Source organism: Paenibacillus sp. Paensp38 (assembly GCF_059491915.1).
This window is the reverse complement of record NZ_CP168516.1, coordinates 605,815-620,717: the sequence shown is the minus strand read 5'-3', so window position 1 is coordinate 620,717 and position 14,903 is coordinate 605,815. Positions and strand designations below refer to the sequence as shown.

The following is a 14,903-nucleotide window of genomic DNA, read 5'->3' as shown; positions in this document are numbered from 1 at the left end:
TGAACTTCTCGTATATCCGTCGGTTATCTTGGGCCTATCTTCTCAAACGAACGATTGCCTGCAAGCCCTGATCGGTATTACGCAGCTTTAAACGGCCGCCTATGGTCTTCAGGTATGCATCCATATGGTACAGGCTGAACGCATGCTCCTGCGAGTTTTGGGAATAGTCTGGCTGGAAATAGCTCCAACGCATTTTATCATCAATCCCGCCGCCTGTGTCCTCAATGATAATAACAATTTCTCCTTCTTCCAGCCGTGAACTAACCTTAAGCACTTGAGATTTCCGCTTGGACCGCAGACCTGTTCGGCCCTGTTCCTGATCCTCAGGCAATTCTCCGCCTTGGCCCATGGCCTGAACTGCATTTTCCAGCAGTCCCTGAATCGTTTTGTACAGCATGGGTGCTTGTACTGCAATCGATGGAACAGGCTCTTGCCGCAAGATCACTTGAATGTTCTTTATGTTCAATGAACGGTTCGCCCATTTCAGCGACTCAGACAATACTTCATTCATATCTGTAAAGCTAATTCCACTATTATCATGCATCTTCTCTTCCAGCTCATCGCGCAAGCTACGAACTCCCGTCAGTAACTCTCCCAGTGAGGATTCCTGTCTGAGACGACCCTGGATAAAATTTTCATTCAACTCGCGAAAATACTCCAGTTCCTCATGAGAGGCTCCTTTTCCCTGACTGGATGCCGCTTCAAAGCGGTTTGCTAGATCATGATAGAATCCCAGCAGCTTCAAATCATCACCGCCTGTGAGACGGCCAGTCTGCTCTTGCAGCTCTTGTAGCTGCTGCTCAATCGTCTGCATTAACGGCAAATAATACGTGTCCTGCTGCTGTCGCATATCTTCATCTCGCCGTTGATCACGCACCTGGTTGTTCACGATGGCATCCTTCACAATCCTTTTGCGGAACTGTACGAGCATGGCCCACAGAATGAACAATATTAGAACCATGACCATCCACAACTGTTTGCCGAAGGAGCTGATTCGCTGTGCTGTATCCTCGCTGACATCCTTAACCGATATGTAAAGGGCTTCTTCCCCAATGCGGCTAAATCCTATCCCGTATTTTTCACCGTCATCTTCAATGACACCTGTATTGCCCTCCAGCAGCCTACGGGTGACGCCCGTGATGTCCGTTCGGTTAATATCCGGATTACTTCGGGAAGCTACAACTTTAAATTGACCGTTATAAAATAAAGTCTCATACTGGTTAACCGGTTTACTTTTAATAATTCCGCTGAGCATATCAGCGTCAACCTTGCGCACCATAAAACCGCCCATCTGCGCTCCTTGAATCCTGCATGCGATATACTGGGCAGGCTGATGATCCTCTGTCACAAAAGAGCTTACTGCACAACCATTTTGCAGCCACTTAATCTGCTGGACCGCACTTTTCATCTCACGATTATCTCGTCCGACTATCACATGATACTGTTCATCCAGCACATAAAAGGCCCCGCTTTCACGCTTAAACCCCTCAGGATACTGGCGTGTTCCCTGATTCAGCATATCTCTGCCCAGACTGGACGACAGCTCCTTCAATTCAGCCTGCCATGCGGCATAACGCTCGGTTATGCTGCTAGAAAGTTCCTGTACCTCATACTGGAGCTGTTCATTCTGAATCTCCGCCAAGTGAACACTGAATTGTCGCACGACAAACCATTGAAGCACAGCGGCCAAAAACACGGTCACACCCAGTACGATCAGGTACAGGATCAGTTTTTGCCAACCTGGTTTCAACAAAGCCCATTGTTTCATGCTTCCCTGTCCCCTCCATTTTGTTCACGACGGCTCAAAATAGCCTGCATCAGGCATTCCAGCTCGTAGCTGACCAGCGGTAGCCGTGCGCACAGCAAACGGGGAGTGCGGCGCTGGAGGGCAGCAAACCTCGCAGCGGTTTCCGTTGCCCCGTCCGTCAGTAGGATCAACTCGCATGTTTTTGCGATATATAAGCGATCCAACTCTTCCTCGCCGTATTCCCGCAGATCAACAACGTAAATATCATGACGATCGTCCATATGCTGAAGTGCGCTGGAGACAACCAGGGTCACCCCTGTATGCCGTGCAGCATGATACTGATGAAGGAGACGCATACCTTTTTCCCAGAGGGCATGCTCAGCCGAATCAAATCGTTCACAAAAAAGACGCAACGCCCGTTCTGTATTGACATCTTTCAAAAATGCCAAAACGCTGATATTATACATGTAGTTCCTCATTTCTTACTTCCTGATTGGAGTTGCGCAGTTCTTATGACACCCCAAAACATTCTATTTGTTGACGACAGCCCTATGGTTCTGTCCCTACTTGAACGGACCCTGACGCAAGAAGCATTCACCTTACATACCGCTCACACGCCCAAAGAAGCCCTACAAGTGCTGGAACAGCACCCGATTGATGTGGTCGTTTCCGATCTGCTCATGCCTGGTCTGGATGGGATTACCTTCCTTCGCATGATTAAGAAAGATTATCCACATATCGTACGAATCATTTTGTCTGGTCACCTGCATACGCAGTCCATTTTATCGGCGATTAATCAAGTCGGTGTGTTCCGTTTTTTGACGAAACCGCTGGAGCTGGATGATGATACGCTAAAAAAAATACTGTATGAGGCGCTTGATCAAGCCAAACTCAATCGAAACAGCCTGCATGCAGCAGACCAGAACGTAGCTTCCGACCTGTCAGTATTTATAGACAGCATTTTGAATGCTCCGTACCGACCCTATGTGCTGCTGAATGAACAAGATATCGTAACCGCTGTACACATTGCACTTGCTGAGCTGTATCCTATTGGGCGCTCACTACGTCATCCTGACGGGGAAGGTATTCAGTTAACCACGCATTCATTATACATACCGTATGAGGAGTCGGAATCTTCCGATCCCGACCTGTACACGCTGGATACGCTGACCCTCGGACATTCATCGTTACGCCTTATCCGCCTTAGCGAGATCGCCTGAGTGACGGGTGCCGCCCTTTAACACGGCGGCTACCCCAATCACAGTTAGGCATACATACATCCACAACATCCCCATCGTCAGCAACGGGTGACGGATATAGTTTTTCAAATTCCCCCACGTATACAGCACCGGACGGAAGAAATACCAACGTTCCAGTGCCTTTCGTAATCCGCCCTCTTCAGATGACATCGTACGATCCATCACTGAAAAGTAGTAGGCTTTTTTACGTAATACATCGTGCAGATAGACCTGTTTTTCATCATGATATACCCGTGTAAATACCGCCCGGCGAATGACTCCACCAGACTCTATATAACGTAAGGTCGGCTGTATTTCTTCAAAAGCAATCTGCTCCGCATTAAACCCGCCCGTCGATTCATAAGCGCTCATTCGCCAGAAGCGTGCCGCTTCAATGGAGCGTTTTCCCAAGGTCTCACCCGCGTTATTAATCACATTTCGCTCAAAAACTTTCACTTTGGAAAAAAAATTGTCCGCTTCCGAATACGCCTCCTCCGGAACGACCAAAGCGCCAATATCCTGATGATCATCAAAAAAGTCGATGCTCTGCTGAATCAGATGTTCGGCTAAAATCATATCGGAATCCAATACAAATATGTATTCGGCACCCAAGCGTTTCGCTTCCTCAACCGCTCTAACCCTAGCGACTCCCCGCTCCCCATGGGGAAGCTCCAATACCGTTACGGGTACTGCGCTCCCTGCCGACAGCATACGAATCGTCTCGACGGTCCGGTCACTGGAGCCATCATCAGCAATTACAATATGCAGATCCTTGTAATTTTGCCCCATACAGCTTCGCAAACAAGGCTCTATCGTCCGTTCATTGTTGTACGTGGAGAAGAGAATGACCACTTTGTCCACTCTGTTCCGCCTCCTCTATCCAATCTTCCATCAACTGCTCAAACGCAGCAGCCGTATGATCAAAATGGAATCTTAACGCATATTGATACGCCCGCTCACGGATGGCCATGTAATCTTCGCCGCCCTTCGCTGCTCTTTCCATTTGTTCAGATAATCCCCGGATGTCGCCGTGAAAGCATAGATATCCGCTCTTCCCAAAATCCGTTGCATCCACCAGACCCGGTGAATTGCTGACAATGCTGGGCGTTCCAACCGCTGCCGCTTCGGTAATTGTCAACCCCCAACCTTCACGCAAGGAAGGAAACACCAGCGCGTGGGCACGACTCATCAGCTCCAGCTTATGCTCTGCTGAAACAAATCCGTAAAAGGTAATATCAGCTTGCGATTGCCCCTGTTCATCCGGTTCTCCGTATGTTAATCCATACCGTTTCATAATCGGCAACAATTGTTCTGCCACATAGGTTTTATCGGTTTTTCCGGCAATCCATAACATAGCCTGAGGGAACTTTTCCTTGAGCTGCCCAAAGGCCTCAACGACCAGATCAATGCCTTTATATTTGACGAAGCGCCCAGCGTACATGAAGGTCGGATTAGGTTCCTTCGTTAAAAATTGTTCGCGCGGCCAATGATCAAACTCAATGCCTTCCGGTAAAAGATGAACACGATCCGGGTGAAAGCCCAGCTTAAGTAGATCATACCGAGTAGACGGAGATACCGTAAGCGTTCGATCCTTACGAGCCAGCTTAAGCATCAAGGGTTCCATATGAAACCCAATAACATTTAGCGGGAATTTGGCGTTCTCAAACCATATTTCCCTTGTTAGCTGATGTATGAAAAAAATCCGCTTGGATGCCTCCACCCAAAATCGGGTAAAGAATTGATGCGTATTCGCCTGGTTAATCACATAGTCGATCTTCCTTCGATGACGACGGTAATAGCGCATCGCATAATAAATAACACTGTATATGTTTCCTTTTCGAATATACGTAATACCGTCGATAATTTCATGCTCAGGCATCCCCTCAAATTGGGGTGAAAAATGAATGAACTGGAAGCGGCCTTGTTGTGAGCGTTTAAGCATTTCGTGGGTGAAAATTTCTGCTCCTCCGCTTTTAGGTGAACGTATGTCACGCCAGGACAGCAATAGAACTACGGTTTTACCGTCCTGTTCATGTATGGTATTCATGGGGTACATCCCCCTTTATCTTTATTTTGAACAAATGCACATAGGCGTCTATCACAAAGTAGAGAGCCATAGCTCCGTAAACCATGAACTCAGATAGCAAGAAATCTACCGGCTCTGTGTGGGCAATATGAAAGGCTACTAATAAAGCCGCGGCTCCTGCCATCAGACTGAACATAAATTTGCGTCTGCCCACCAATACGTGCACATGCACAAAAAACAGCACGATGGAAAATAACCAGTACACCCATCCCCCCCATGGAATATAGGCCTCGGCCGATTGGTAAGAGGCTCCGAATAATATGGGTATAGAGGATGGGAACACAAAGGTCGTGCCCACATATACACAGATCGCAGCTACAGCCATTAATCCGGCATAGACGGCAATCAACTTGCCCAAAGCTTGGCGGTCATGCCCCTGCGCACCGAGCTTTGGAATAAAGGCAGCAATCAGGCTATACGAAACGTAATAGACCAACTGGCTGTACTTCAGCGCAATGGCATAGCTGCTGGCCTGCTCGGGAAAGTAATGCTGTACATACAACATGTCGATAGAGATACAAAACAAAATGAATAAATTCGTCATAAGGCTATCGGTGAAATCCTGACCCAATGACTTCCATAGCCCAGAAGGGATATGTTCTCCACTGGTTGTGAATAAGGACAAGCCACGAGCCGAAACGATCCAGCCGTGGAGTAGCGACAGCAACATTCCCCCACAGCTCGCCAATAGTAGGGCTTCCAGCTTTAACCCCAGTGCAGCCAGAACAAAAAACAAGCTCAGCTTCCCTATTACTTCAATGTAATAGTTCACATTGAGCGCCAACATGCGTTCCCTACCCTGTAAATCTCCACGGCACGAACTCACCAAAATATGTAGGCCGATCAAGCCATACAGCATGAATAGCGGGGCGGAATCGACGCCTAAAAGCGAGCGCAATAACGGATGAATGATGAGTAAAATGATCATGGCAAGCACAGTTAGCACCAATGGTGCTTTTAGTAATAGAGAACCGAGCGGTAAGCTACGTAGCGCAAGCATCTTGCCACCCTTGGATACCAGCTTGGCGGTCAATAGCTGGATGGATAAGCCCAAAACGGACAACAGTGCAAAGAGGGCCAGCAGCGCATTCGCTTGACCATAGGCTTGTCCGGTAAGATACCAGCTCGCTGCAATGTGGAAGAAAAAATTAAACCCGTTAAGCAGCACATTAAAGAGAGGAAACATCAACGAACGCAATCGGTTGTTCACGTTGTTATCTCACCCGCCGATCCAGTCGCCAAATATCAATGATAGAGCGCAAAAAACGAATAGAATCCTTCCAGACATGGATGTGCGATCCATCGCGGTCAATACATTTGACGGGTAATTGCAGCACACGAAGCTGGAGTCGCTTGGCAATAAACATCATTTCTAGATCCAGCGCCAATCCGAGCTGTTCCTTTAAATGCGGAAACATCCGTTTCACTGCAACCGAACTCATCACTTTAAGCCCAGTCTGGGAATCCACCACACCTGTGGGTAAAAAAGGACGTGAAATGACCCGCTTACCAAAGCTGACAACAGATCGCAATAAAGACCGATTCTCGGCGGTCATATCCTTGGTTCCGATCACGACATCATAATAGCCCTGCTGAACAACATTAATCATTCTGGCAATATCCTCAATAAAAAAGGAGTCGTCCGCGTCCACAAATACGTAGTAATCCGCACCAATGGTCCGCATCCCTTCCAGATACGTCCCTGCCTTACGTGTATTGCGTCCCAATTCCCTTGTTTGAAGCAGCGGACTAAGATTCTGATTAATCCGGTTTACGGATAAGTCCGTTGCTGCCTCCAGCGCTTTAATCAAGGCATGGGTGCCATCGTGGCTGCCATCATCAATGAGATAAATCGAACCTTCAATAATATGGCTACGGATAAAGGCTTGCAGTCGTTCAGCAAAGGTTTTGACATGAACAAAACGTTGCTCTTCGTTATATACAGACAAGATAAATGCAATATGTTGGCTTTTGGTCGAATACTCGGGATAGAGCAAGCTTTGTATTTCCGAAAGCATTTCTTCGGTGTCATTGGCTTGCCAAAATAGCAGTCGCAAACGGCCTACTCCGGTGATTTGCACCATATGCTGATCACTGAACGGAAATGTTACATCCGTCACCAGTAACAATGGCATTTGCGGAAATTGGCTGCGGATCTGATTGGCTTTCCGCACCGCCTCCCCCGGCTCCCTATAATCAATCAAGCAGCAACATGCGTTCTCGTAGACTGAAGCTGCCTCCGTGTCCTTGCACTGTATATATTGGTAAAAACAAATTACATTGGGATAATCAATAGCCCTGTCATTATCGCTAAAAATGGCTATAGGTCCCTGCACACAAACCTCTCCTTTTCCTCCGAATAGTTCTATTTTGTTGAAAAAGAATTAAAAATGTTTGTTTATAGGGGTTAAATTAATGCCCAAATACTTCATATTTTCTTAACAAAATAGCTGACACTCCATGATATATAAGGGAATAAGAGAAGAAAAACTGATTTTCATACTTGATAAAACCAGAGTATTTAGACCCGATCCATTAGAACCAAAATCATCAGAATTAGTTAGCGAATCTATATCGAAAATCGGTTCTTTTAGATCAATAGAAAGAAATGAATATGGTTATTTTGTCATAGAAAGATAGATGAATAAAACAGATTCGCATGTCTATACTATGGACAACATGTCATCTTTCGTCATGAATAATCATGAAAATGAAAAGAAAGAAGGTCTTTCTATGGAAGCTTTTTATGTCAATCGCGATGGGTCATTATCTACTCCATTGCGGGGAAAGGATGTGTTAGCAAATCCCCTTTTGAACAAAGGCGTTGCTTTTACAGAAGAAGAACGCAAAGAACTGGGTTTGGATGGAATCCTTCCTCCCACCGTCCTTTCATTAGAGAAACAGAGCGTACGGGCATATCAGCAGTTTCTGGCACAACCCACCATGCTGCGTAAAAATGCTTCTCTCAACGACCTTCATAATCGAAATGTCGTACTCTACTACCGGCTGTTAACCGATCATTTGAGTGAAATGCTGCCCGTAGTCTACACGCCGACCGTAGGAACTGCGATTCAAGAATACAGTCACGAGTACAACCGTCCTGGGGGCGTATATTTGTCGATAGATAATCCGAACGGTATTGGACAAGCATTCTATAATTCCGGTTTGAGCGGCGAGGATGTGGACCTGATCGTCGTGACGGATTCCGAAAGTATTTTGGGGATTGGGGACTGGGGTGTCGGGGGGATTAACATTGCTATTGGCAAACTTGCAGTGTATACGGCTGCGGCAGGCATTCATCCCGGGCGGGTGCTGCCCATTGTACTGGATGTAGGTACGAATAATGAAAAGTTGCTGAATGATCCACTGTACATCGGAAACCGCCATAAACGGGTTCGCGGAGAAGCCTATAACCAGTTTATTGATACTTTTATCAGCAAAACGTTAGCGCAATTCCCGAAGGCGCTTTTACATTGGGAAGATGTGGGTAGCGTAAATGCACGCCATATTATAGGAAAATACGGTCAAAGTATACTCACCTTCAACGATGATATACAAGGTACAGGAGCGGTGACCTTGGCTGCAATTCTTTCGGCGGTGGGTGTCACCAAGACTCCGCTGCGTGAGCAAAAGGTACTTGTCTTCGGCCCAGGAGCAGCAGGGATCGGTAACGCTGACCAAATTCGGGGCGCTATGATCGCGGATGGTCTTTTGGAGGAGGATTCATTCAAGTCCTTTTGGGCTTTTGATTACCGCGGGCTGTTAACGGACGATATGGAAGATGTCCTGGATTATCAGAAACCGTATGTACGTAAAAAAGAGGAAGTCAGCTCATGGACGCGGTCGGATGACGGCAAAATACCGCTGCTGGAGGTCATCCGTCAGGTGAAGCCTACTCTATTGATCGGAACTTCCGGTGTAGCCGGTGCCTTTTCAGAAGAGATTATCAAGGAAATGGCCAAGCATGTAGAACGCCCGATCATCATGCCCATGTCCAATCCTACAAACCTTGCCGAAGCGGTACCCGAGGATTTGATACAGTGGACCGATGGCAAAGCATTGATCGCTACCGGAAGTCCTTTTGAGCCCGTCACCTATAACGGTACGGAATTTGAAATTGGACAGGCGAACAATGCCTTTGTTTTCCCGGGACTAGGTCTGGGTGCGATTGTAGTGAAAGCCAAAAGAATTACCCCTGCCATGTTTTCAGCCGCAGCAGATGCCGTCGCCAATGGCGTGGATTCGAATAAGCCTGGCGGTGCGCTGCTCCCTCATATCCGAAAATTACGTGATGTTTCGTACGCTGTTGCGGTTGCGGTTGCGAAAGCAGCGATTCAGGATCAGGTAGCCCAGGCACACATTTCAAATGTAGAACAAGCTATACGAGATGCAATGTGGAAACCGGAATATACGAAGGTCAAAGCAGTAGAAAGTGTAATTCATCATCCTCACTAATGCTCCGTTTAGGGAAGAATATTGCCTTGTTCAGACAGGCAGAATACGTCAGTTCAAGCAAGGAGAATCGATCTATGAGTGTCGGACATATCTTGTATATTTTGGTGCCGATTTTTTTCGTAATTATTTTAGGGTGGTTAGCGGGGCATTACAAAAGCTTTGATGCCTCTTCCTCCAAGGCCTTAAACGCGCTCGTTACCAAATTTGCACTGCCTGCGCATCTATTCATCGGTATCACGACAACGGACAGGAAAGCACTCATCGAGCAATGGCCATTCCTGCTGGCACTGTTCATTGGCATTGTCGGCTTTTTTGTCGTTCTCCTTCTACTGTCCCGCTTTGCGGGGAAGCAGTCGGTCAAGGATGCCGCCATGTTTGCTTTGAACTCAGCACAGCCTACCTTTGCTTTTATGGGTATTCCGGTGCTTGGAGCCATCTACGGTTCCTCTGCTGTCGCCATTCCGATTGCGCTTACCGGGATCGTAGTCAATGCCGTCCTTGACCCGGCGGCTACTATTATAGCTACCGTAGCCAGCAGGAATTCAGGCAAGGAACGAAACGGTCACCTTGGAAGACTGATCCGGGACTCCATTCTTCACGGCTTAAAAGAACCGCTGGCGCTGGTTCCACTGGTTGGTGTAATTTTGACCTTGTTCGGCTTCCATTCACCGGATTTGTTGAACAAATCGTTGAATCAAATCGGAGACATTACGTCCGGGGCCGCTTTATTCGCTGTCGGAGTGACCATTGGCGTACGCAACATTAGTTTTAGTGTAAGTGCCTTTGCCATCGCACTGTTAAAAACAATTGTACAGCCTTTATTAATGCTGCTGATTGCCTACCTGTGCGGTCTGTCGTCTGCCGATACTGTGAAGGCAGTTCTGCTCGTTTCCTTCCCGGGTTCAGCAGTCGCCGCTATGATTGCTACCCGTTTTGAAAGCCTGGAATCAGAAACAGCCTCCTCCTTTGTCATCAGTGCTGTCATATCCCTCGTTACACTCCCAGTACTGATTTCTCTATTGGTATAAATGCTGATTATTTAGACATTGGAGCCTGCCGCGAATTCCTTCGTGTAGACGGAACTGAACTTCTCCAGCGCCTTTTTCCCTCTCGGAAGCGAACTTCAGCTCTGTCGTTTGGCCCTTGACCAGATAGACATGTTTGACATAGCGTATGAACGTATGTACAGTAATAGTCAAAAGAATAGAAGTCCACTAGGGGAGCCGCTATGGCTGAGACAAGAACGTATCTTGGACCCTTTGAACCTGATCTAGTTCGTACTAGCGTAGGAAAGTGGAGCCTTCGTATATAAGGTTTCAAGCGTTTTTTGCGTATTGGGCCTATTGTTGAAGCCGCTCCATTTTTCTGGGGCGGCTTTTTAGCGTTGTTCCGGAATTATATTCTTACAGGACTTCTTGCTCTTCAATTTTATGGAGGTGGCGAAATTGAGTTTTACACAAGAACTCCGTCGGCAGGCGGACGGCATTTTTCAAGCGATTTTTGAGCATCCCTTTGTGAGAGGTATTGCTGAAGGAAGTTTGACAAGGGGACAGCTGATTCACTATGTAAAACAGGACTTTGAATATTTGAACGCCTACATGCGGATATACGGCATCGCAATCTCCAAATGCACGAATCGGGAGGACATGGATGTATTTAATGAACAAATCTCTTTTATTCTCCACAGCGAGGTTCATCCGCATCAAAATTTCTGTGCTGTCGCAGGGGTGACCTATGAAGAATTGCAGGGATATCCGCTCGCTCCGTCGGCTCATCACTATATCCGGCACATGCTGACGGTTGCGCATGAGGGCAACCTGGGCGAGATCTTGGCTGTGCTGCTGCCATGTATGTGGACGTATGCCGAGATTGGCCGCAGGCTGCTAGATGAAGTAAAGCCGGATAAGTCCCATCCGTTCTATGAATGGATTGGCTTTTATGGAGACCAGCTTGATGATACAACACTCAAGTTCCGAGAACGTGTAGATGCTTGGGCGGAAGGGGCAACGGCTGCTGAGCGGGAGCGGATGATTGAGCATTTTATACTGAGCTGCCAGCTGGAATATAAGTTCTGGGACATGGCTTATAAGCAGGAAGAATGGCCGGTCCAGATGCAGGCAGCGGTCTTGGAATAGTCAGCCTGTCAATTCGATGAGTGAAGTACGGTTAATGTCCTGTTAAACCACCAACTATAGAGAGGATAATCATGATGAGTACATGGGAAAAAAGTTATTCGGATCTCCTAACGAAGGTACAAAATAGCAAACCCCTCGTTCACAATATCACCAATGTGGTAGTCACCAACTTTACCGCCAACGGCCTGTATGCATTGGGTGCCTCCCCAGTGATGGCCTATGCACCCGAGGAAGTAGCAGACATGGCAAAAATAGCGGGAGCCGTCGTATTAAACATCGGTACGCTGAACCGCGAACTGGTGGATGCCATGATCATTGCTGGACAATCAGCAAATGCACACGGTGTTCCAGTCCTGCTAGATCCGGTCGGTGCGGGAGCAACGAGCTTTAGAACCGAGTCTGCACTGCGAATCCTGAATGAAGTCAAAATCTCCTTGGTACGAGGCAACGCGGCCGAAGTCGCGCATCTTGTTGGAGAAGCGCGTGAGATTAAAGGCGTAGATGCTGGTGACAGTGCTGACAGCGGCCATGTCGATCTGGCAATTCGGGCTGCTCGAGTGCTCAATACAATGGTTGTCATCACTGGAAAAGAAGACGTCATCACCGATGGGGCCGAAGCACGAATGATAAGCGGCGGAGACGTACTGCTCACGAAGGTAACCGGAGCAGGCTGCCTGCTGACCTCTGTGTTAGGTGCCTTTGCAGCTGTTGAACCCAACCTGCTGCTCGCAGGTACAGCAGGCTTGGCATTTTACAGTGCAGCAGCTTCCCGAGCCGCAGCACGTACCGCAGAGCTAGGGCCAGGCAGCTTCCAGATTGCCTTTCTCGACGAGCTCGCCAAACTACATACTGGTTCGCTAGAGGGGCATGTCACGATCCGTGAAGCTGGAACAACTACAGCAGGTGGTGCGCGATGACAGACACTCGTGTACCCAGAGCACTGACGATTGCCGGCTCAGACAGTGGCGGCGGGGCCGGAATTCAAGCCGATCTCAAAACCTTTCAAGAGCTTGGCGTATACGGCATGTCAGCTATTACGGCCATTACTGTACAGAACACCTTAGGGGTCCACGGCGTATATCCGCTGCCACAGGAAGCAACAGCGGAACAGATCGAAGCTGTAGGATTAGACCTTGGAGTGGATGCCCTGAAGACTGGCATGCTGTTTAATGCGGGTATCATCCGTCTTGTGAGTGAGCAGATCCGAAAGTTCGGCTGGAAAAAGGTCGTCGTCGATCCCGTGATGATTGCGAAGGGGGGCGCTGAACTGCTGCAATTGGAAGCGGTGCAGGCTTTGAAGGACGAACTGCTCCCCTTGGCCCTGGTCGTTACACCGAATATCCCGGAGGCGGAAGCCCTGACAGGGATCAGCATCCGTACGATGGAGGATCGCCGCGAGGCTGCAAGACATATTAGCAGTATGGGATCAGAATTCGTTGTGATCAAGGGTGGCCACGCTGACGAGAGCGAGAGCAGCGAACAGATTGTTGACCTGCTCTTTGACGGAACCGCCTTTACAGAGCTGAGCGGCAAGCGAGTACGGACTGTCCATACACACGGAACTGGGTGCACCTTCTCGGCAGCGATTACCGCGGAATTAGGGAAAGGGATGTCTGTACCGGAGGCTATCTCGAATGGCAAAGCCTTCATCCAGGCGGCGATTGAGGAATCTTTGCAGCTTGGACAGGGACATGGGCCCACCAATCATTGGGCCTTCCGTCGTCGTCAGGAGATGCTTCTATGAGCGGCAGAATGTTGTCAGAGGTGGTGCGCCGCCAGCTACAGATGTACCTGGTGCTTGGAAGCGTGAATTGCCTAGCGGAACCAGGCTGGGTCGTGCAGGAGGCTCTGGCTGGCGGGGCAACCATGGTCCAATTTCGGGAAAAAGGCCATGGCGCATTAACGGGTATCCCTATGTTCGAACTTGCGCGCCAGCTACAGGAACTGTGCCGCCACGATGGTGTCCCCTTCATCATCAATGACGATGTGGAGCTGGCTCTTGAAATCGATGCTGACGGTGTTCACATCGGTCAGGACGATGAATCTGCCGAAACCGTCCGCGAGCGAATCGGAAATCGAATTCTAGGCGTCTCTGCCCATACCATTGAGGAAGCACGTCGAGCCATTCTGCAAGGTGCTGATTATCTCGGCGTCGGGCCAATCTATCCCACCTTCTCGAAGGATGATGCCCATGCTGTACATGGGCCAGCAATTTTATATGAGATGCGTAAAGCGGGAATTGATGTGCCAATTGTTGGGATCGGAGGTATTACAGTCGACCGTGTTGAGGAAGTCGCACGTGCAGGTGCAGATGGTGTAGCGGTGATTTCAGCCGTGACACAGACAAAGCAGGTTAGAGGTACGGTCAAGGAATTAAAGAAAAAGGTAGTGCTAGGCATCAAAAATCGAGGGATGTATGGATCATAGCAAATTGTTTCGATTGACTAAATAATTTCTCGTTTCATACCCAGCAGAAGACGATATGATTAATCAGATCGTCTTCTTAGGTTGTCGAGACTTTATATAAGACCAGTATTATAACCGATACGATCGTAGAACTGATTATGTTTATGATCTTATTCGGAATTATCCTATTTTTATTTATCTCAAAAGAAACACGATGGCATAAGTCGCTTTTAATTAATACTTATGTTCAGACAGAGTCGTTTCAAAAATAGAAATAATACATTATTCTTCAATTCCGAGCAATTCGGATACTTGTTTTCTGTATCTTGTAGCCTTGCGTGTCCCATGAATGAGATTTGACAATCTGGAAGCTGGAATATGATATGTACTACAAAAAGTTTTCTGATCCATTCTTTTCTCGAGCAGTTTTTGCTTGATCTCCCATCCAAAAGGGGTTACAGAATTTCGATGATTCAACATCACTACCTCCAAGTTTTAGTTTTTGGAATCATGTATTACGCAACATGTAATACACCAGAGCTTAATGATTCGATCTGCATGTTTGGTAATGATTCAACAGGTAATCCAACCTTTTAGATTGCTCAATTACTTTGGGGTGTGTTAAAAATCCATACTTTTTCTGGACTTGGTACAGTTTCCTCCTAGCTCTCTCGACACGAAGTAAAGTCACACCTTGGTTCATCAGTATGATCCCCTCCTCTATGTCACATTTTAGAATAAAAAGACGTTTTTTGGTTTTTCGGATGATGCGCCTAACAAAAAGAGAATATCACAAAAGTTTTCATAAATAAGGGCGTCCTTAAAATATGCAAAAA

At 47.6% G+C, this 14,903-nt stretch carries 15 protein-coding genes and 1 riboswitch; of the genes, 7 read left to right on the top strand and 8 right to left on the bottom strand.

Annotation, left to right across the window (positions count from 1 at the left end; translation table 11 throughout):
- Window positions 1–34: 34 nt before the first annotated feature.
- Window positions 35–1,768 (bottom strand): ATP-binding protein, encoded by a 1,734-nt coding sequence (locus tag ACEN8J_RS02955; protein WP_483595104.1) that lies wholly within the window; start codon window positions 1,766–1,768, stop codon window positions 35–37.
- A complete protein-coding gene (locus tag ACEN8J_RS02950) occupies window positions 1,765–2,214 on the bottom strand; it encodes a hypothetical protein (protein WP_029518378.1) in 450 nt (149 codons plus the stop codon). Before ACEN8J_RS02950 ends, ACEN8J_RS02955 begins: the two co-directional genes overlap by 4 nt.
- A 45-nt stretch (window positions 2,215–2,259) precedes the next feature.
- On the opposite strand from ACEN8J_RS02950, the gene ACEN8J_RS02945 reads away from it, so the two are divergent.
- Window positions 2,260–2,967 carry a response regulator gene (locus ACEN8J_RS02945; protein WP_029518377.1) on the top strand — a complete coding sequence of 236 codons (708 nt, stop codon included), beginning with the start codon at window positions 2,260–2,262 and terminating at the stop codon, window positions 2,965–2,967.
- Here the strand turns inward: ACEN8J_RS02945 and ACEN8J_RS02940 are convergent.
- Genes ACEN8J_RS02940 through ACEN8J_RS02925 form a run of 4 tightly spaced genes read right to left on the bottom strand, consistent with a single transcriptional unit; the run spans window position 2,935 to window position 7,407 of the window.
- Window positions 2,935–3,846, bottom strand: a complete 912-nt coding sequence (locus ACEN8J_RS02940; RefSeq protein ID WP_029518376.1) for a glycosyltransferase family 2 protein — start codon at window positions 3,844–3,846, stop codon at window positions 2,935–2,937. The two genes, ACEN8J_RS02945 and ACEN8J_RS02940, sit on opposite strands and share 33 nt — an antisense overlap.
- Entirely contained in the window at window positions 3,806–5,032 is a 1,227-nt protein-coding gene (locus ACEN8J_RS02935; RefSeq protein WP_029518375.1) for a glycosyltransferase family 4 protein, read from the bottom strand. The genes ACEN8J_RS02940 and ACEN8J_RS02935 overlap by 41 nt, the downstream gene beginning before the upstream one ends.
- Entirely contained in the window at window positions 5,016–6,281 is a 1,266-nt protein-coding gene (locus ACEN8J_RS02930; RefSeq protein WP_340886256.1) for a polysaccharide biosynthesis protein, read from the bottom strand. The genes ACEN8J_RS02935 and ACEN8J_RS02930 overlap by 17 nt, the downstream gene beginning before the upstream one ends.
- Before the next feature lie 4 nt (window positions 6,282–6,285).
- Window positions 6,286–7,407, bottom strand: coding sequence for a glycosyltransferase (locus ACEN8J_RS02925; RefSeq protein WP_029518373.1), 1,122 nt, complete (start codon window positions 7,405–7,407; stop codon window positions 6,286–6,288).
- 397 nt (window positions 7,408–7,804) lie between these two features.
- Between ACEN8J_RS02925 and ACEN8J_RS02920 the strand changes: the two genes are divergently transcribed.
- The 6 genes from ACEN8J_RS02920 (at window position 7,805) to thiE (ending at window position 14,088) form a co-directional block, all read left to right on the top strand.
- Window positions 7,805–9,526: an NAD-dependent malic enzyme gene (locus ACEN8J_RS02920; RefSeq protein WP_495594228.1), complete on the top strand. Its 1,722-nt coding sequence runs from the start codon at window positions 7,805–7,807 to the stop codon at window positions 9,524–9,526.
- 74 nt (window positions 9,527–9,600) lie between these two features.
- The gene (locus ACEN8J_RS02915) at window positions 9,601–10,554 is read left to right on the top strand and encodes an AEC family transporter (protein ID WP_495594227.1); all 954 of its coding nucleotides are present in this window, start codon (window positions 9,601–9,603) and stop codon (window positions 10,552–10,554) included.
- A 178-nt stretch (window positions 10,555–10,732) separates the two neighbouring features.
- A riboswitch (TPP riboswitch) is annotated at window positions 10,733–10,835 on the top strand.
- A gap of 136 nt (window positions 10,836–10,971) precedes the next feature.
- Window positions 10,972–11,661, top strand: coding sequence for a thiaminase II (tenA, locus tag ACEN8J_RS02910; protein WP_029518370.1), 690 nt, complete (start codon window positions 10,972–10,974; stop codon window positions 11,659–11,661).
- A gap of 71 nt (window positions 11,662–11,732) precedes the next feature.
- Window positions 11,733–12,578: a hydroxyethylthiazole kinase gene (gene thiM, locus ACEN8J_RS02905; RefSeq protein ID WP_039272594.1), complete on the top strand. Its 846-nt coding sequence runs from the start codon at window positions 11,733–11,735 to the stop codon at window positions 12,576–12,578.
- Entirely contained in the window at window positions 12,575–13,405 is an 831-nt protein-coding gene (gene thiD, locus ACEN8J_RS02900) for a bifunctional hydroxymethylpyrimidine kinase/phosphomethylpyrimidine kinase (protein WP_069011045.1), read from the top strand. The genes thiM and thiD overlap by 4 nt, the downstream gene beginning before the upstream one ends.
- A complete protein-coding gene (gene thiE / locus ACEN8J_RS02895) occupies window positions 13,402–14,088 on the top strand; it encodes a thiamine phosphate synthase (RefSeq protein ID WP_495594226.1) in 687 nt (228 codons plus the stop codon). Before thiD ends, thiE begins: the two co-directional genes overlap by 4 nt.
- Before the next feature lie 261 nt (window positions 14,089–14,349).
- Here thiE and ACEN8J_RS02890 read toward each other — a convergent pair whose 3' ends face one another.
- Both ACEN8J_RS02890 and ACEN8J_RS02885 read right to left on the bottom strand, forming a co-directional pair.
- On the bottom strand, window positions 14,350–14,547 hold the full coding sequence (locus tag ACEN8J_RS02890; protein WP_370682681.1) for an XRE family transcriptional regulator: 198 nt from the start codon (window positions 14,545–14,547) through the stop codon (window positions 14,350–14,352).
- Window positions 14,548–14,608: 61 nt separating this feature from the next.
- Window positions 14,609–14,770, bottom strand: coding sequence for an aspartyl-phosphate phosphatase Spo0E family protein (locus tag ACEN8J_RS02885; protein ID WP_176715706.1), 162 nt, complete (start codon window positions 14,768–14,770; stop codon window positions 14,609–14,611).
- Window positions 14,771–14,903: the final 133 nt, after the last annotated feature.

Excerpts from the sequence above, each read along its gene's own strand:
- ACEN8J_RS02950 (WP_029518378.1), bottom strand. The coding sequence starts at position 2,214 with ATGTATAATATCAGCGTTTTGGCATTTTTGAAAGATGTCAATACAGAA.
- thiE (WP_495594226.1), top strand. The coding sequence starts at position 13,402 with ATGAGCGGCAGAATGTTGTCAGAGGTGGTGCGCCGCCAGCTACAGATG.
- ACEN8J_RS02935 (WP_029518375.1), bottom strand. The coding sequence starts at position 5,032 with ATGAATACCATACATGAACAGGACGGTAAAACCGTAGTTCTATTGCTG.
- ACEN8J_RS02890 (WP_370682681.1), bottom strand. The coding sequence starts at position 14,547 with ATGTTGAATCATCGAAATTCTGTAACCCCTTTTGGATGGGAGATCAAG.
- ACEN8J_RS02920 (WP_495594228.1), top strand. The coding sequence starts at position 7,805 with ATGGAAGCTTTTTATGTCAATCGCGATGGGTCATTATCTACTCCATTG.
- ACEN8J_RS02955 (WP_483595104.1), bottom strand. The coding sequence starts at position 1,768 with ATGAAACAATGGGCTTTGTTGAAACCAGGTTGGCAAAAACTGATCCTG.
- thiD (WP_069011045.1), top strand. The coding sequence starts at position 12,575 with ATGACAGACACTCGTGTACCCAGAGCACTGACGATTGCCGGCTCAGAC.
- ACEN8J_RS02885 (WP_176715706.1), bottom strand. The coding sequence starts at position 14,770 with ATGAACCAAGGTGTGACTTTACTTCGTGTCGAGAGAGCTAGGAGGAAA.
- thiM (WP_039272594.1), top strand. The coding sequence starts at position 11,733 with ATGATGAGTACATGGGAAAAAAGTTATTCGGATCTCCTAACGAAGGTA.
- ACEN8J_RS02945 (WP_029518377.1), top strand. The coding sequence starts at position 2,260 with ATGACACCCCAAAACATTCTATTTGTTGACGACAGCCCTATGGTTCTG.
- ACEN8J_RS02915 (WP_495594227.1), top strand. The coding sequence starts at position 9,601 with ATGAGTGTCGGACATATCTTGTATATTTTGGTGCCGATTTTTTTCGTA.